15 protein-coding genes and 1 pseudogene are annotated in these 16,309 nt (G+C 63.3%); 10 read left to right on the top strand and 6 right to left on the bottom strand.

Annotation, left to right across the window (positions count from 1 at the left end; all coding sequences use genetic code 11):
• Positions 1–589: 589 nt before the first annotated feature.
• The 3 genes and pseudogenes from P6U29_RS21435 to P6U29_RS21425 form a co-directional block, all read right to left on the bottom strand.
• Positions 590–1,414 (bottom strand): annotated as a pseudogene (locus tag P6U29_RS21435) (hypothetical protein); the annotation flags it as partial.
• 669 nt (positions 1,415–2,083) lie between these two features.
• On the bottom strand, positions 2,084–2,461 hold the full coding sequence (locus P6U29_RS21430; protein WP_407112143.1) for a response regulator: 378 nt from the start codon (positions 2,459–2,461) through the stop codon (positions 2,084–2,086).
• 112 nt (positions 2,462–2,573) lie between these two features.
• Positions 2,574–3,371: a Spy/CpxP family protein refolding chaperone gene (locus P6U29_RS21425; protein ID WP_407112142.1), complete on the bottom strand. Its 798-nt coding sequence runs from the start codon at positions 3,369–3,371 to the stop codon at positions 2,574–2,576.
• 476 nt (positions 3,372–3,847) lie between these two features.
• On the opposite strand from P6U29_RS21425, the gene P6U29_RS21420 reads away from it, so the two are divergent.
• The 6 genes from P6U29_RS21420 to P6U29_RS21395 all read left to right on the top strand — a co-directional run bounded on the left by P6U29_RS21420 (position 3,848) and on the right by P6U29_RS21395 (position 9,952).
• The gene (locus P6U29_RS21420; protein ID WP_407112141.1) at positions 3,848–5,188 is read left to right on the top strand and encodes an ABC transporter substrate-binding protein; all 1,341 of its coding nucleotides are present in this window, start codon (positions 3,848–3,850) and stop codon (positions 5,186–5,188) included.
• Positions 5,189–5,332: 144 nt separating this feature from the next.
• Positions 5,333–6,271: a carbohydrate ABC transporter permease gene (locus P6U29_RS21415; RefSeq protein WP_407112140.1), complete on the top strand. Its 939-nt coding sequence runs from the start codon at positions 5,333–5,335 to the stop codon at positions 6,269–6,271.
• Positions 6,271–7,182: a carbohydrate ABC transporter permease gene (locus tag P6U29_RS21410; protein WP_407112139.1), complete on the top strand. Its 912-nt coding sequence runs from the start codon at positions 6,271–6,273 to the stop codon at positions 7,180–7,182. Before P6U29_RS21415 ends, P6U29_RS21410 begins: the two co-directional genes overlap by 1 nt.
• A 6-nt stretch (positions 7,183–7,188) precedes the next feature.
• Positions 7,189–8,289: an ABC transporter ATP-binding protein gene (locus P6U29_RS21405; protein WP_407112138.1), complete on the top strand. Its 1,101-nt coding sequence runs from the start codon at positions 7,189–7,191 to the stop codon at positions 8,287–8,289.
• A 36-nt stretch (positions 8,290–8,325) separates the two neighbouring features.
• The gene (locus tag P6U29_RS21400; protein ID WP_407112137.1) at positions 8,326–9,315 is read left to right on the top strand and encodes a hydroxyacid dehydrogenase; all 990 of its coding nucleotides are present in this window, start codon (positions 8,326–8,328) and stop codon (positions 9,313–9,315) included.
• Between the two features lie 169 nt (positions 9,316–9,484).
• Positions 9,485–9,952: a hypothetical protein gene (locus P6U29_RS21395; protein ID WP_407112136.1), complete on the top strand. Its 468-nt coding sequence runs from the start codon at positions 9,485–9,487 to the stop codon at positions 9,950–9,952.
• A 62-nt stretch (positions 9,953–10,014) separates the two neighbouring features.
• Here the strand turns inward: P6U29_RS21395 and P6U29_RS21390 are convergent, their stop codons facing one another.
• Positions 10,015–10,512 (bottom strand): DUF1993 family protein, encoded by a 498-nt coding sequence (locus P6U29_RS21390; protein WP_407119384.1) that lies wholly within the window; start codon positions 10,510–10,512, stop codon positions 10,015–10,017.
• Between the two features lie 115 nt (positions 10,513–10,627).
• Between P6U29_RS21390 and P6U29_RS21385 the strand changes: the two genes are divergently transcribed.
• The 4 genes from P6U29_RS21385 to P6U29_RS21370 all read left to right on the top strand — a co-directional run bounded on the left by P6U29_RS21385 (position 10,628) and on the right by P6U29_RS21370 (position 14,865).
• Positions 10,628–11,407: a transporter substrate-binding domain-containing protein gene (locus tag P6U29_RS21385; RefSeq protein WP_407112135.1), complete on the top strand. Its 780-nt coding sequence runs from the start codon at positions 10,628–10,630 to the stop codon at positions 11,405–11,407.
• A gap of 171 nt (positions 11,408–11,578) precedes the next feature.
• Positions 11,579–12,469 (top strand): DUF2147 domain-containing protein, encoded by an 891-nt coding sequence (locus tag P6U29_RS21380; RefSeq protein WP_407112134.1) that lies wholly within the window; start codon positions 11,579–11,581, stop codon positions 12,467–12,469.
• A gap of 217 nt (positions 12,470–12,686) precedes the next feature.
• Positions 12,687–13,043 (top strand): hypothetical protein, encoded by a 357-nt coding sequence (locus P6U29_RS21375; RefSeq protein WP_407112133.1) that lies wholly within the window; start codon positions 12,687–12,689, stop codon positions 13,041–13,043.
• 463 nt (positions 13,044–13,506) lie between these two features.
• Complete coding sequence (locus tag P6U29_RS21370) at positions 13,507–14,865, top strand: vanadium-dependent haloperoxidase (RefSeq protein WP_407112132.1); 1,359 nt, start codon at positions 13,507–13,509, stop codon at positions 14,863–14,865.
• Positions 14,866–15,016: 151 nt separating this feature from the next.
• Here the strand turns inward: P6U29_RS21370 and P6U29_RS21365 are convergent, their stop codons facing one another.
• The gene (locus tag P6U29_RS21365) at positions 15,017–15,421 is read right to left on the bottom strand and encodes a cupin domain-containing protein (RefSeq protein WP_027573427.1); all 405 of its coding nucleotides are present in this window, start codon (positions 15,419–15,421) and stop codon (positions 15,017–15,019) included.
• A 24-nt stretch (positions 15,422–15,445) separates the two neighbouring features.
• Complete coding sequence (locus P6U29_RS21360; protein ID WP_027550912.1) at positions 15,446–16,144, bottom strand: ribonuclease activity regulator RraA; 699 nt, start codon at positions 16,142–16,144, stop codon at positions 15,446–15,448.
• Positions 16,145–16,309: the final 165 nt, after the last annotated feature.

The following is a 16,309-nucleotide window of genomic DNA, read 5'->3' as shown; positions in this document are numbered from 1 at the left end:
ACCCGGCCGGCGTCAGACCGCCGAACGCCATCGGAATCGTTCCATTGGCGTTGAAGTAGTTGATGATGGCGTTACCGACGTTCTGCTGGTTGCCGTTGAGGTTTCCGGACGGCGGCGTGAAGTTCAGCGCAAGATTCAGATAGGCATGGGTGGTGTCATAGCTCAGCGTCGTGTGGAAGCCCGACGGCAGGCCGGTGTTCGCCACGGTGGGATCGAAATGGCTGCTGATGCTGCTCGCATTCAGGATCGTGTACTGCTTGGCGACGTAAGAGCCAGCGGCAAAATGCGCACCGACGGTGGCGCCGCCAAGCGCTGCGCTTCCCGTCACATTGGCAAAGCTGGAGGTTGCGGGATCGACGAAAACACTGAACAGGGCCCCTGATTGCATCGTGAGGCTTGCCACGGTCATGGACGTCCCCCGCCCGCCCGCACCGCCCGGCGAGAAAATGCCGCCCGCGTTGACCTGGAGTGCCCCCACGGCGCCGATGCCGGCCAGCGCGGCAGTCGCGTTCACCGTGGTGAGGCTCGATGACGCCATCGAGCCATCGACAACGAGCGTGCCACCGGTGACTGTGGTCGAGCCGGTGTAGGCGCTGCCGTCACCCGTGAGCGACATGATGCCGGAGCCGGTCTTCACGAAACCGCCACTCCCGATCAACGCCCCCGCGAAGGTCGAGGACGAATTGTCGCCGCCCACGGTCAGGACGAACGCGCCCGTGTCCACCTGGGTGCCAGCGACGCCGGCGATCGAACCGTAGGTCGCACCGCCGGAGATCGAGTAGACATTCGCGCCGGCAGCCGTGAGAGCCACCCGCCCCGTGACGCTGCCGCCATAAGTGTTCATCGAAGCGAGGCTGCCGGCCAGCGTCACGTTGCCGTTGATCGTCCCGTAGAGCTGGGTGTATCCACCAGCGGCGTTGATCGATCCATTGATCGTACCAGTGGGATCGACGACGATGTTGGCACCGATTGCATTGCTGATGGTGTTTGTCGCATTCAGCGTTCCAGAGACGCTGAGATTGCCGTTGTTGGTCAAGGTCGTGGCATTGAGCGTCCGGCCGGCGTCGATCCAGGTTGCGTGAATCATGGCCGACGAATTGTTAACGAGCGTCGTGACGTTGAGGTCGCCGCCCGAGACATAGAGGTCAGACGATGAACCAGTGGTGATTGTGCCATTGACGGTGAGCGGACCGAACGCCGTGAAAGAACCGCTCTGATGATCGACGTTGCCGTTGATGGTGCCGTCGGCATTGACCGTGCCGGTGTTCGTCAGGCTGCCGTTGAGGGTGCCGATGTTGATGAAGGTCGCACTGTTGGTCAGCGTCGTGGTCAGGTTGGCGATATTGGCGAGGGTACCGGCGGTGACGCTGGTGGTGGTGAACGAATTTGTCCCCGACAAGGTCAGCGTGCTCACGCCGGCCTGCGAAATGGCAGCTCCGGTCAGGTTGTTACCGATGGAAATCGACTGACCGCCGCTGGCGTTGTTGACGAGGTTCGGACCGGCGCCATTGAAGTTCACGGCCGCGCCGATGAAGGTGTAGTTCTGCGCTGCCGCGTCGAAGGTCCATGAATCAGGCGTGATCGGCCCGGCGGAGACCGTCACCGACAGGCTGCCTGCGGAGGAAAAGATCGCGGTTTGACCCGCATTTACCGGCGGCGCGCCAGCAAACGTGGTGGACCAGTTGGTGCCGAGATTGTAATCGCTGGTGAAGGTGCTCGCCCCGCCGGTTCCCCATGTATAGCTTTGGGCGCGGGCTGCAGGCGGCCCGCCGAAGACGGAAGAGGCAACAACAGCCAGGTACCCGAGCGCAACCCTGCCCGCGCCAAGCTGCGCCGGATCCAATCATTGGTCGAGAACGCCGCACGCGCAGGCCGAGACCCGCCTGCCCCCCTCATTCGAGATCCCACGGCGCACTCCGATGCGCTTCGTTTCAGAATGCGACTATGCGTATCCGTTCGACGCTGAATCGGCCAGCGCCGGGAACTCGGCGCCGGCAATAGCTGGAGCGTTTTGTCGCGGGTGTGATCGTCCGGCAACAACCAGTTGCATCATTTTCGGGCTGGGAGCTTAAGTCGTGACCGGTCAGCGTGGAATGGTCGCCGGCGATTCCGGAAACATCGAATCGATCATCGCCTTGAGCTGATCCATCGCGATCGGCTTGCGCAGGATCGGCCTGCGCCGGAGCAAGGACGGCAGCAGTTCCGGACCGTAGCCTGTGGCGAACAGAAACGGTTTTCCGCGACGCTCGATCAGGTCGGCGACCGGATCGACGTAGACGCCCATCAAATTGATGTCGAGGATGGCCAGATCGTATTGCGCGGTCATGGCAAAGGCGCTGGCGTCGCGCACATTGTCTGCTTCCGCGACGACGTGGTGGCCGAGTTCCTCCACCATGTCGGCGATCATCATCCGGATCAACGCCTCGTCTTCGACCAGGAAAACGGAGAGTCCGTCCGCCATATCAACCCCGCAGTCAGCCTTGCGAAGCTAACCATAACCGAATTGCGGAGAGGATTCACGAATTCGTGGCGGGCGCCGTTAATTCAGCCGCGCCCGAACCGGTTCGACTTCATCAATCCAATCCGCGCTCGTGGCTGAGGCGCACCATCTCCTGAATGAAGACCTGCTTCTGCTTGTCGTCGAGGCTCGAATAAAGCGGCTCGGCGGCGTCGGCGACGTTGCGCTGGTCGGCGGCGCGATCAATCAGGAACTGGGCCTCGTTGCGCATCTGTTCGATGATGTCGTCGGGTGGATCCCGCTTGGCGCGCGCAACCCGCAGGTTGAGCCGCTCTGCACCATTATGCCCGAGGTAGTGCATCGCGCTCGCGAAGCCGTACCAGTGCTTCTCCTGATCCGCCGTCAGATTCAGCTCGGTCTTGATCCGCTCGATATAGGAATCACTGTTGGCGACGATCTGCTCGGCCGTCAGCTGCGGCGCGCCAGTCTGGGTGAGGACCGTGACCTCCTTGTTGTCTTTATTGCTCTTGTTGTCCTGCGGCGCGTTCTTCGCCTCCTTGCTTGCCTTGGCGCCCTTGCCCGCCTTGGCGCTCTTGGCATCCTTGTCCTTGGCCGCGCCCTGCTGCTTGGCGTCCTTGCTGGAGTCCTTGGCAGGCGGCGGCTGATTGCCGCCGTTGTTGGTGCCGACACCGAGCACGCCGGTGAAGACGCCAACCACGCCGCCGATCGCGCCGCCGAGCACGCCACCGACCGGACCTGCCGCCTTGTTCCCGGCCGCCGCGCCTTCCTGAACGCCTTTGACCAGGCCTTGCGCATTCGCCACCACGGCGGCGCCGAGCAGCAGGGTAAGCACGGAGCCCAGCGCGAGGCATCGCCGCAGGTAAAGCCGCGCTGACGGCGCCGTGTTGATCATTCTCGTCTCCATCGTCTTTTCTGACCGGCCTCTCGGGCGGGGAGTCACCCGCCAGCTGCAACTCTATCGTTTCCGCGGCTTCGAGGTCCAGACACGGCCGATCCGCTGTCCACGCCCGAAAAGTCTTTGACGCGAAGCGGTTATGCAGGCTTATTCGAAACTGCGGCGTAAATGCGCACGGATCGTTCCAGACGGATCGACGCGAAGTGTGCGTCGCAAAAACACTGCGCCCGCGATGCGTCGCCTCGACACGCGTCCGACGCTTTTCGGACACAACGTTAGTTTTAGGCGCGAAGCCATTCGGCTTTCTCGACAGACGCGATCAATCATGATCTGATCGCGCTACCAATTTGCTGCGGCATGCGTGAATTACCTACGCCGACCGACGGCACCAATAAGAAAATCGAGCAACAAGAACTCAATAAAGAAGTTTCTCAGAGGAAACTCCAACAACAACACCCAAGCGAGGAAATGAGATGTCACGAAAGACACTGACGCGACGTCAATTTGTGGCTGCCACTGCAATGTCCTCCGCGGCGCTGATCACGGCGCCCTATGTCCGGGGCGCCTACGCCGCCGGCAAACTCTCGATCGGCTTCTGGGACCATTGGGTGCCGGGCGCCAACCAGGCCTCGACCGATCTCGTCAATGAATGGGCGGCGAAGGAGAAGGTCGAAGTCTCCATCGACTACATCACCAGCAACAACAAAAAGATCGAGCTGACCGCCGCCGCCGAAGCTCAGGCCAAGTCCGGTCACGATATCCTGCAGATGCCGAGCTGGTGGCCGCAGGCCTATGCCGAGAACCTCGAGCCGCTCAACGACGTCATGGAGCCGCTCCTCAAGCAGAATGGCGAGGTGAACGGCACCGTCAAATATCTCGGACAGTCCGGCGGCAAATGGCTCGCGGTGCCCGCGACCCCCGGCAGCCAGATCAAGGGCCCCTGCTCCCGCATCGATCTGATGAAGAAGCATGCCGGCATCGACGTGCAGGAGATGTACCCGGTCGGCGCTCCGCCCAAGGCGGACAACTGGACCATGGAGACCTTCCTGAAGGCGGCCGAGGCTTGCCAGAAGGCCGGCTTTGCCTTCGGCATCGGTCTCGGCGAGACCACCGACAGCGTGGATACCGCCGGCGCGATCTTCCAATCGTTCGGCGCCGAGCTCGTCAATGCCAAGGGCGATATCACGGTGAAGACCGATCAGGTCCGCCAGGCCATGGAATTCTACAAGAAGCTGATCGCGTTCCTGCCGCCGGACGCGCCCTCATGGGACGACGCTTCGAACAACAAATGGCTGATCTCCGGCCGGGGCGCGATGATCCTCAACCCGCCGAGCGCCTGGGCCGTTGCCAAGCGCGATGCGCCGCAGGTCGCCGAGCAGTGCTGGACGCACGGCTTCCCGTCCGGTCCGAAGGGCCGGTTCGCACCGTACCTGCCCTACTTCTGGGGCGTCTGGAGCTTCGGCAAGAACAAGGAGGCGGCCAAGAGCCTGCTCGTTCACTTGTCCGCGCCATCGTCGATCGAGAAGTTCGTTGCGGTGAGCGGCGGCTACGACCTGCCAGCCTACGCGAACATGACCAAGTTCAAGACCTGGGCGGAGGAAGGGCCGCCGAAGGGAACGCTCTTCCACTATCCGGACCCCTACAAGCATCAGACGCTGTCGATCGCCGCGTCGCCCGCACCGCCCAAGATCGCGCAACAGATCTACTTCCAGGCGACGCTGACGAAGATGGCGCTGCGCTATGCGCGCGGCGAGAAGTTGGATCAGGCGCTCGCCTGGGCCGAGGGCGAGTGCGAAGGCTTCATGCGGAGCTAAGCCGGGCGTGTGCCAGGGCGGCTCGCGCCACGCGCGTGAGCCGCCAGGGCTCCGTCATTGGATCCGCAAGACCTTGAAGCCGACCGCTATGGCCGGCTCCAAGCTTGGACTGCTTGCAAGAAGGCTGACCTTAAGGATTCTGACATGGCCGATGTCGTCGTTGAGCGAGGTCGCGTCGCCCGGGCGACGGGCGCGCGCAAGGGAAAGAGCCTGCGCAATGCGCTCGGGCGAAAATCGACGGTTGCGTTCTTCCTGACGCTGCCGCTGATCCTCCTGATCGCGCTGCTGGTGCTCTACCCCGCCTTCTACTCGGTTCACCTCGCGACGCTGAACAAGGCGATGACAAAGTTCGTCGGCCTCGGCAACTTCACATTCCTGTTCAAGCGCGAGACGTTCTGGATGGTGGTGCAGCAGTCCTGTATCTTCGCGATCACGGCCGTGATCTTCAAGGCGCTGATCGGCTTCGTCGTCGCGCATTTCGTCCATAACATCCCCGCCAAGGGCCAGCGCAAATGGCGCGGCATGTTGCTCGTGCCCTGGGTGATCCCGCCGGCGATGAGCACGTTGGCCTGGCTGTGGCTGTTCGATCCCTCCTACAGCGCCTTCAACTACACGCTATCCTTCTTCGGCGTCGGTCCGATTCCCTGGCTCGGCGAAACCTTCTGGGCGCGCTTCTCCGTCATCCTCGTCAACGTCTGGTACGGAGCGCCGTTCTTCATGATCATGTATCTGGCCGCGCTGAAATCCGTGCCCGACCAGCTCTACGAGGCCGCGGCCATCGACGGCGCCAATTGGTGGCAGCGGATCTGGTACGTCACGCTGCCGATGATGCGCAACATCATCGCCATCACGACGCTGTTTTCGCTGATCGTCACCTTCGCCAATTTCGACATCGTGCGCATCCTGACCTCAGGCGGCCCGCTGGATACGACGCATCTGTTCGCCACCTGGGCGTTCCAGGTCGGCATCCAGAGCAGCGACATTCCGCTCGGCGCCTGCGTCTCGCTGTTCATGGTGCCGATCCTCGCCGTCGCAGCGATCTTCATCCTGCGCGATGTCACCAAACGCGGGAATGAAGCCTGATGAGCACGGTTGCAATCGACAAGGCCGGTCCCTCCCGCAAGGTCAAGTATGGCAGCATGAGCCGCGACCGCGCCTGGGCGTTGCGCTGGTCCTATTTCTTCCTGGTGCTGTTCGCGATCTTCTTCCTGACGCCGCCGGTCTACATGCTGATCACCTCGCTCAAGAGCAGCGCGGAGATCTCGGCGGCGACCAATCCCTGGTGGGTGTTCCACCCGACGCTGTCGAACTATGTCGAGCTCCTCACCTCGAACCAGTTCCTGCGCTTCTTCTGGAATTCGTCGATCGTGTCGATCGTGGTCGTTATCATCACGATGGTGATCAGCATTCCCGCGGCCTTTGCCCTGGCCCGGATGAAATTCTGGGGCTCGGCGACTCTGGCCACCGGCGTCTTCCTGACCTACCTGATCCCGGACAGTCTCCTGTTCATCCCCCTGTTCAAGATGCTCGGGGTGGTCCAGGATTATACCGGCATCACGCTGCTGAACCGATGGTATGTGCTGCTGTTCATCTATCCGACGCTGACGGTGCCGTTCTGCACCTGGATCATGATCGGCTATTTCGCCTCGATCCCGAAGGAGCTCGACGAGGCCGCGCTCATCGACGGCGCCTCCTGGCTGCAGACGCTGACACGCATCTTCATCCCGGTCGCGCTGCCCGGGCTGATCGCCGCGACCATCTTCGCCTTCACGGTGTCCTGGGCTCAGTTCCTCTATCCCCTGGTGTTCACGACATCAGTCGATCAGCTGGTGCTGCCGGTCGGTATCACCACCACATTGATCAAGGGCGACGTGTTCAACTGGGGGCAGATCATGACCGGCGCGCTGCTCGGCGCCGCGCCGCCGCTGATCATCTACGCATTCCTGATGGACTACTACATTGCCGGCCTGACCGCCGGCGCGACAAAGGGTTGATGACTCATGGCTGACGTTGCTTTGCGGAAAGTAGTTAAGCGTTACGACGATGTCGAAGCCGTGCGCGGCATCGACCTCGACATCGCCGACCATGAATTCATCGTGCTGGTCGGCCCCTCCGGCTGCGGCAAGTCGACGACGCTGCGGATGATCGCAGGCCTCGAGGACATCAGCGACGGCGACATCATGATCGGCGGCGACGTGGTCAACGACGTGCCGCCGAAGGACCGCGACATCGCCATGGTGTTCCAGAACTACGCGCTCTACCCGCACATGACAGTCGCGGAGAACATGTCGTTCGGGCTGCGCCTGAAGCACTATCCCAAGGCCGAGATCAAGGCCCGCGTGACGGAGGCCGCCCGCCTCCTCGACATCACCGACCTGATCGACCGTAAGCCGAAGCAGCTCTCCGGCGGCCAGCGCCAGCGCGTCGCGATGGGCCGCGCCATCGTGCGCAATCCGAAAGTCTTTCTCTTCGACGAGCCGCTGTCCAATCTCGACGCCAAGCTGCGCGTGCAGATGCGGATCGAGATCAAGAAGGTGCACCAGAAAGTGCGCACCACCACCGTCTACGTCACCCACGACCAGGTCGAGGCGATGACGCTGGCCGACCGCGTCGTGGTGATGAACAAGGGCCGCATCGAGCAGATCGGCACGCCGAACGAGCTCTACCACAAGCCGGCAACGCGCTTCGTCGCGGGCTTCATCGGCTCGCCGGCGATGAATTTCATCCCGTGCCGCCTCGAGGATGTCGGCGGCACGCTCCAGATCCGCCTCACCGACCGCATCGCTTTCCCGCTGCCGCCGGCGCGTGCCGCACGTTACAACGCGCTGCCCCGCACCGAGAAGCTGCTGCTCGGCCTCCGGCCCGAGCATCTCACCGAGTCGCACGCACACCTCGGGCCCGGCGTCGAGACGTTCGAGACCGTGCTCGACGTGACCGAGCCGATGGGAATGGAGACGCTGGTCTATTTCGGGCTCGATGGCACGCCGGTCTGCGGCCGCGTTGATCCCAATGCAGGCGCCAAGGACGGGGCACCCATGCGCCTGGCGATGGACCTCAACAACATGCACCTGCTAAATGAAGAAACCGGCGTCGTGTTGTGACGCCGCCTTAAGAAACGCGAGGCAGGCAGGGGAGCGATGGCGACCAACAAGAAGAAGATTTTCGTTACACAAACTTTGTCGCAAGGGGCACGCGCCATCCTCACACAGCGGGACGATCTCGAGCTGGTCGAGTTCTCCAACCTCATCTCGGCGAGGGATTTCGAGGCGTTGCTGAAGAGCCATGCCCCCGTCCACGGCGTAGCCCTGGGCGCGACCGCCTTCGGTGAGACTGAGCTCGAGGCCGCCCGCGACATGAAGGTGGTGACCCGCATCGGCGTCGGCTACGACGCCGTCGACGTGCCCGCCCTCTCCCGCCGCAAGGTGCCGCTGATGGTCGCCGGCAGCGCGAACTCGCCCTCGGTCGCCGAAGCGGCGCTGTTTATGATGCTGACGCTGGCCAAGCGCGCGCAGGAGCTGCATTCCTGCGTCAAGGAAGGCACATGGGCCGATCGGCTCGGCATGCTGCCGTTCGACCTCTATGGCAAGACCGTGCTCGTCATCGGCTTCGGCCGCATCGGCAGTCGCACCGCCAAGCGCTGCCTGGCGTTCGAGATGAAGGTGCAGGTCTACGATCCCTACAAGCCCGCTGCCGACATCAAGGCGGCAGGCTGCGAGCCGGTCCCAGACCTCGACGCCGCGCTGCCTGACGCCGACTTCGTCACCATCCACTGCCCGAAGACACCGGAGACCGTCGGCTTGTTCGACACGGCGCGGATCGGCCGCATGAAGCCGAGATCCTATCTCATCAACACCGCGCGCGGCGGCATCGTGAAGGAGGCGGCGCTCTACGACGCCCTGGTCTCCGGCAAGCTCGCCGGCGCTGGCATCGACGTGTTCGAGGTGGAGCCGCCGCCGATCAGCAACGCGCTGTTCGCACTGCCCAACGTCATCATGGCGCCGCATGTGGCCGGCGTAACCGTCGAGGCGGTCCAGCGCATGAGCGAGCAGACCGCGCGCAACATCCTGAGCGCGCTGGACGGCGATCCCATCAGGCAGAACGTCATTAATCAGGACGTGTTGGGCTGAGCGACAGGCGGGCGCATGCGCCCCATCCGCCCGCCTTCGGGATGCCAGAAAGCGTCCCATTTTGGTGCAGATCGAGCCCCAACTCAGCCTTAATCGAACGCGCGTAATAAGACCGGCCGCGGCGGCAGTGGGACAGACTGGCCGGCCGCGTCGAGCTGGAGGATGACCCTTGTCAGAGATCGACCCGACCGACCACGCGCTGGCGACCATCGCCAGCATTTTGGAGCACCCCGAGCCCGTCCTCGTCGTCCGCGATAGCGCGACCGAGACGGCGGTTGCCGATGAGCAGGCGGTGGCCCAGGAGCAGGTCGTTGCCGACGAACATCCTGTCGTCGAGGAGCAGCCGCTGGTGCCGGAGCACACCGATGCCGATGGCTACAGCAAGGACGGTCCGGGCCCCATGGTGGCGATCCGTCTCAAATGGACGGTTCATCGCGGCGATGACGGTCAGTACTACGTCCACGAGACCATCGGCGAACAGTCCGCTCCCGTGGTCAGCGGCCCCATGACGAGCGAGGCCGCGGTACGTTTCGTCGATGCGCAGCAGGACGAGGCGAACAAGCGCTTCGAGCTGCTGCGCAGCGAGATTGCCGGCCGCAGCTCGCTAGCCGATTATGAGCGCAAGGGCGAAGCGTAAGGCAGCTTGCAGTTCGGACTGCTACACCTCTCCGTAGGGAGAGGTGTACATCGACCCAGCCGCTATTTCCGCCCGAGATAATCCTTCTTCACGAGCTCGACGCCAGCGTGCCGCAGCAGGTCGTAGGCCGTGGTGACGTGAAAGAAAAACTGCGGGACGCTGAACGTCAGCAGCAGCGTCCGCCCTGTGAAGGGTAGCTCGGTGCCGTTCTTCAGCCTGAAGAACACGTTCTGCTCCGCCGCCGCATCGATCTCCGCGCGCGGCAAGCTTTCGATGAACTCGATCGACGTTGCGATGCGCGCCTGAAGCCCGGCCATGTCGTGCTCCAGCGCCGGCAGCACCACCGGCTCGCGTTGCGCCAGCAGGGCCGGCGCAACCGTGGCGTGGCGGCAGGCCTCACCGACCTGCTGCGCCAGGTCGTACATGTTCGGCGCAAGGCGCATGCCGAGCAGAACCGCGGGATTGAACTTGCGGGTCTCTGCATACGCCACGCCCTTGTCGAGCAGCGCCGACAGGTTGCGCAAATAGGGCACGAACAGGCCGACCGAGGCCTCGTACATCGATATCGTCACCTCAAGGATTCCCTTCAATTCTGCCTCGCCAGCGACGGGCATCTGGTCTAAATCCACGTCCGAAGAGCTGCACAATGACAGCTCGCGCAGGGGTAGAAAAGAGATGATCGTTCGAATCGTGGCGGCTTTGGCCGTGGTGTTGCTGACAAACCTTTCGGCCCAAGCGCAGCAGGCGCCCTCGCGCCTCGACGAGATCATAACGCGCGGCACGCTTCGCGTCGGCATGACCGGCGACTACAAGCCCTTCACCTATCTGGACAAGACCACGCAGCAGTTCAGCGGCTTCGACGTCGACATGGCGCAGGCGCTCGGCAAGGCGCTCGGCGTCAAGGTCGAGTTCGTGCCGACGGCCTGGCCGAAGCTGATGAAGGATTTCGAGAGCGACCAGTTCGACATCGCCATGGGCGGCGTGTCGGTCACGCTCGACCGGCAGAAGAAGGGCTTCTTCTCGACGCCGATCATGCGCGAGGGCAAGACGCCGATCGCGCGCTGTGCCGACGTCGGCAAGTACCAGAGCCTCGCCGACATCGACAAGAAGGGCACCCGCGTCATCGTCAATCCCGGCGGCACCAACGAGCGCTTTGCCCGCGCTAACATCAAGGACGCCGAGATCACCGTCTTCCCCGACAACACGGTGATCTTCGACGAGATCGCCAAGGGCAACGCCGATCTGATGATGACCGACGCCTCCGAGACGCGCTATCAGCAGAAGCAGCACGCCGGCGTGCTCTGCGCCGTGCATCCCGAAAAGCCTTTCGACTTCTCCGAGAAGGCCTATTGGCTCCAGCGCGACATGGCGCTGAAGGCCTTTGTCGACCAATGGCTGCACATTTCCATGGAAGACGGCAGCTACAAGAAGATCTACGCGGCCTGGTTCGATTAAGGCCGCGTCCTCCTGTCGCTTGCCCCGCCAAACTTTGGACCGGCCCCAGGCCTATTGAACCCGGAACCGCCGGAAGACGACTCATACCAACGACAGTGATCTAGATCACTTTTTGCGAGCTTGCCGGCGCGTAAGCGTCGGTGCGGGGACCACCTTGTTCAGGAGACGGAAATGAGGAAGCTGTTGGCCACGGCCGCATTCCTTTTGGCGAGCACCGCCGCGCAGGCGCAGTACACCTTCGAATATGGCGGGCGCACCATCCGCATCGATCCCGACCGCGGCACGGTGCAGATCCCCGGCGTCTACGACAACACCGGTCAGAGCAAGGCCAAGAAGGCCAAGAAGAACGAGCAGGCGCCGAACCAGCAACCGCAACAAGCGACGGTCGAGCCGCAAACGCCGGCAGCGCCAGCTCCCGCTCCTGCCCCGGTCACCCCGCCGCCCGTGGCCGCGCAGCCGCCCCTACCAGCGCCCGCTGCCGCAGCAGCGCCGCCTCCCGCTCCGCCACCACCAGCTTCGCCGACGACCGCGACGGCCACTAACGCGCCGGCCGATACGCCCTTGGTGCGGCCGCCCGCGCCGCCTCCGGCACCTGCGCCTGCCACGCAGCAGGCAGCACCAGGCGTGACGCCGCCGTCCGCTCCGACCATGGCTGTCGCACCACCGGCCCCGCCTCCGCCGCCCGCTGCGGCGCCAGCCCCCGCCCCCGTTCAGGCGGCCGCAGTAACACCCTCTCCGGCAACCGCGCCGACACGCGATCTCAATTCACCGGTCGGCGTCTGGCTCACCGAGGAGAAGGAAGGCAAGGTCCGCATCGAGCAATGCGGCACTAACCTCTGCGGCTATTCGGTCGACAGCAAGTCGAACCAGAACGGCGAGCAGGTTCTGATCAACATGAAGCCCGGCAAGGACCAGAAATGGTCAGGCCGCATCCTCGATCCGAACTCGGGCTCGACCTACGATTCGACGATCGCCATGAAGGGCACCGACCGGCTGCGCGTGCAGGGCTGCGCCTTCGGCGGCATGTTCTGCGGCGGCCAGACCTGGACGCGGGTGAACTAGAGCCTCTCGAACTCTCCCAATACCGAGTCATTCCGGGGCACGCGAAGCGTGAACCCGGAATCTCGAGATTCCGGGTTCGGCTCTGCGAGCCGCCCCGGAATGACGGCGGAAAATACGTGCGCCGTCTCACACTCCTCGACCCGCGCGTGACAACGCTCACATCGCTGGTTCCACGCTCATGCCACGATCCCCGCATGGTCAACCGCAGGGGCGTATCATGACTGGATTTCGTAAGGGTCTTTTCGCCAGCATTGTCGCCATCGCCTTCCCGCTCACGCAGGCTGATGCCGCGACGAGCAGCTTCGACGGCACATGGAATGTCCGCATCTCCTCATCCAGCGAGACCTGCGGCAACGGCGCGACCGTCGCGATCGGCATCAACAACGGTCAGATCGCCTCGAGCAGCGCCGCAGTGACGGCGTCTGGCCGCGTCGCCGATGCCGGCAACATCAACGTCACCCTGAGCACCGGCATCAAGCGCGCGGTCGGCTTCGGTCGGCTCAGCGGCAGCTCCGGCTCCGGCACCTGGCGGGGTGCGCTGTGCACGGGTACGTGGACGGCGGAAAAGCTCTAGGCAAATGAATTGGTGTGTTTTCCCATCTCGTGCGCTGTCCCGTCCGTTCAGCACCAACAGCTTCACGACGCTTGGTTCGCGCGATCGAGAAGGTTCTTCACTCACTGGGTCAGACCGCAGTGAGTTTCGCATGAGAGCCGATGGGCCGACCCTCCAGTCCGATTCTCTGGATGCCTGTAACCTAGATCACATCTGTCCTCGATAACTCGCTCTAAGGTAGATAACTGGCAAGACGAGTAGAGCTCCACTGCACTGGACCTGAGCCAGCGTCGCGCCGGCCCTACAAGAAGCATCTGATGTCTTGCTAATTCGTCAAAATTGGCAGCCGCCTGGGCGGCAGCAAGGAGCAATTGCGATGACAGCGACTTCAGCGAAACTTCGTTATTGGGTCGATATGGCGATTGAGTGTATCCGCCGAGATCACACGCAGACGCTCAGTCCCGGCGATCAAAGAGGCCCCTTCTTGACCGCGCGTGCCCTTGGCATGGCATTGGCTGCACTCAACGATGCCCATGCGCACGCCTCTGGAGGGTCTCCTCTCCTCAACATCGCGGCCACGCCCGGCCTGAGCGGCACGAATTCCGAAGTCGCAGCGGCAGCGGCCTGCTCGCAGGTCCTGCTCCGAAGATATCCGAGCCAATTTCGTTTCCTGGATCCTGCCTGGGCACATTGGCTCGAATATTTCGAACTAGGTCAGGTTGGGAGCGCGGCCGAGCACGCCGGCCGGAGCTTTGGCGACGCTATCCATGCGCTCGGCTCGACCGACATGGCCAACGCTGCTGCGGACCAATATGTCGCTACAGGCGCTCCCTATACTCATATCGCGGCACCCAACCAACCGATGCAGCACTACGCCGGGGGCAAATGGGGCGATGCAACACCTTTGCTTGCCACCCGGATCATGAATTTTCCGCCACCTCCAGGGCGCATTTCTGCAACCGTGGTGAATCCCACGGCTCACTATGCTGCCGATTTTGCAAAGGTCGTCGACAAGGGAGTCTTCCAGCGTACGGCGGGTACGCGCAGCCTGCAGGAGGAAGTCACCGGAATCGCATGGGGCTATGACGGTCCTCCAGAAATCGGTACGCCACCGCGGCTTTATCTTCAGATCGTTCTTGCCGCGCTTGACGCCATCGAAGCGCGGACGCCGGGCAAGCTGGACACGGCGGAAGAATTGACCATCGTCGCCGGCGTTGCCATTGCCATGGCTGATGCCGGTATCGACGCTTGGCACTACAAATATGCCCCGACGCATATGATGTGGCGACCAATCGTTGGTATTCAGAATGCGCAGGCGGGAAATGGCACTGCGGTCCCGGGCTGGTTGCCGCTTGGGCGTCCGGATACCAACGGCAACGGCGTCGCGTTGACGCCCGACTTCCCAGCCTATCCGTCAGGACATGCCACCTTTGGTGCGGCCGCTTTTCAGCTGTTGCGGCTGTTCCTCGCCGAAAAAGGCGTCACCTCGTTCCATCCCAATGGCGTCGACAAATTCCGGCTCGATTTCGTCTCTGACGAATTCAACGGCCGCAACGTCGACCCCCGGACCATGCTGCCTCGCGATCACATCACGCTGAGCTACGACAGCCTGTGGCAGGCGATTGCCGCGAACTCGATCAGTCGCATCTATCTTGGTGTTCACTGGCAATTTGACGGTATCACCAGGCGCAACGCGGCAGGTACCGATGACGAGTTTGGAATTCCAACACCGGACAGACTCGGACATACCGGCGGCGTTTGGCTCGGCGCGCAAATAGCCAACCAGATCGCCCCAAAGCTCGGTATCCAGCCAGCGACGATCGCCGCATCGAGAATCAATTGACGCGAGTGCGCTCGTTGCTCGCCCGGAGCCGCGAGCGCTCTTTGTCAGAACCTCCACGACGCTGAACATTGCAGAGTCGAATCTTGACCAGCAGGTTTTGAGCCCCGGATCAGCAACGCTCGCGCGCTACACTGCATCCGGGGCACAAGAGCTAGCCGACCGCCGCGCCGTACTCCGCGTCGGTCACCGGCTCCAGCCAGGTCGAGTAGACGCCGTCGAGTGCTTCCTGCATGGCGATGTGGCACATGCCATTGGTCGGCGATGCCCCGTGCCAGTGCAGTTCGCCCGGCGGAATCCAGACGGTGTCGCCGGGACGGATCTCGCGGATCGGGCCGCCCTTGGACTGCACGCGGCCGACGCCGGAGATGACGTAGAGCGTCTGGCCGAGCGGATGGTGATGCCAATTGGTGCGTGCGCCCGGCTCGAACGCGACGCGCGAGCAGTTCAGCCGCGCCGGCGCGGGCGCCATGATGACGGGGTCCTGCCACACGGTGCCGGTGAAGTTTTCCTTGGGCGCGCGGCGGGTCGGCCGCGTGCCTGCAACAGTGATTTCCATTGGGATTACCTCGCTGCTTCCCGATTACTTCTTGCTGGCGGCGTAGCGCGCCTTGGTCTCGGCGTTCATGGGATAGAGGCCCGGCAGCACGGCGCCGTTGTTCACCTCGTTGACGATCCAGGCCTCCATGCGCTCCTGCTCGACGCCCTCGGCGAGGACGTGGTCGAGCATCGCCTGCGGAATCAGCACGCAGCCGTCCTGGTCGGCGACCACGATGTCGTTCGGGAACACGGCAACGCCGCCGCAGCCGATCGGCTCGCCCCAGCCGACGAAGGTGAGGCCCGCGACGGAAGGCGGCGCGGCATAGCCGTCGCACCACACGGGAAGATTGGTGCCGAGCACGCCCTCGACGTCACGCACGACGCCGTCGGTCACCAGCGCGGTAACGCCGCGCTTGACCATGCGCGCGCAGAGGATGTCGCCGAAGATGCCGGCATCGGTGATGCCCATGGCATCGACCACGGCGATGCAGCCCTCCGGCATCGCTTCGATCGCGGTGCGGGTCGAGATCGGCGACGACCAGGATTCTGGCGTCGCCAGATCCTCGCGCGCCGGCACGAAGCGCAGCGTGAAGGCCGGTCCGACCAGCCGCGGCAAGCCCGGGCGCAGCGGACGGGCGCCGCGCATCCACACATTGCGCAGCCCCTTCTTCAGCAGGACCGTGGTGATGGTGGCGGTGGTGATGCCGGCGAGGGTCTTGCGGGCTTCGGGGGACAGCGACATGGACGAGAACGAGCTCCGGATGGGCGGGAAAAGAACGCGCGCATCTTGCGAGCCGCAAGCTTTGCGTCAAGGGCCTAGAGGCTAGCAATAACGCAGGGCCGCTGGGCTATTATGCGACGCGATAACAAGGCTTTATCGCTTCCCCTTGCATTAATTTATTGGACT

This window comes from Bradyrhizobium sp. LMG 9283 (assembly GCF_045571415.1).
In the GTDB taxonomy this organism is placed as follows: Bacteria; Pseudomonadota; Alphaproteobacteria; order Rhizobiales; family Xanthobacteraceae; genus Bradyrhizobium.
This window is presented reverse-complemented; position numbering and strand designations above follow the sequence as displayed.

Excerpts from the sequence above, each read along its gene's own strand:
- P6U29_RS21375 (WP_407112133.1), top strand. The coding sequence starts at position 12,687 with ATGACTGGATTTCGTAAGGGTCTTTTCGCCAGCATTGTCGCCATCGCC.
- P6U29_RS21425 (WP_407112142.1), bottom strand. The coding sequence starts at position 3,371 with ATGATCAACACGGCGCCGTCAGCGCGGCTTTACCTGCGGCGATGCCTC.
- P6U29_RS21410 (WP_407112139.1), top strand. The coding sequence starts at position 6,271 with ATGAGCACGGTTGCAATCGACAAGGCCGGTCCCTCCCGCAAGGTCAAG.
- P6U29_RS21390 (WP_407119384.1), bottom strand. The coding sequence starts at position 10,512 with ATGTACGAGGCCTCGGTCGGCCTGTTCGTGCCCTATTTGCGCAACCTG.
- P6U29_RS21365 (WP_027573427.1), bottom strand. The coding sequence starts at position 15,421 with ATGGAAATCACTGTTGCAGGCACGCGGCCGACCCGCCGCGCGCCCAAG.
- P6U29_RS21385 (WP_407112135.1), top strand. The coding sequence starts at position 10,628 with ATGATCGTTCGAATCGTGGCGGCTTTGGCCGTGGTGTTGCTGACAAAC.
- P6U29_RS21420 (WP_407112141.1), top strand. The coding sequence starts at position 3,848 with ATGTCACGAAAGACACTGACGCGACGTCAATTTGTGGCTGCCACTGCA.
- P6U29_RS21405 (WP_407112138.1), top strand. The coding sequence starts at position 7,189 with ATGGCTGACGTTGCTTTGCGGAAAGTAGTTAAGCGTTACGACGATGTC.
- P6U29_RS21400 (WP_407112137.1), top strand. The coding sequence starts at position 8,326 with ATGGCGACCAACAAGAAGAAGATTTTCGTTACACAAACTTTGTCGCAA.
- P6U29_RS21360 (WP_027550912.1), bottom strand. The coding sequence starts at position 16,144 with ATGTCGCTGTCCCCCGAAGCCCGCAAGACCCTCGCCGGCATCACCACC.
- P6U29_RS21380 (WP_407112134.1), top strand. The coding sequence starts at position 11,579 with ATGAGGAAGCTGTTGGCCACGGCCGCATTCCTTTTGGCGAGCACCGCC.
- P6U29_RS21415 (WP_407112140.1), top strand. The coding sequence starts at position 5,333 with ATGGCCGATGTCGTCGTTGAGCGAGGTCGCGTCGCCCGGGCGACGGGC.
- P6U29_RS21430 (WP_407112143.1), bottom strand. The coding sequence starts at position 2,461 with ATGGCGGACGGACTCTCCGTTTTCCTGGTCGAAGACGAGGCGTTGATC.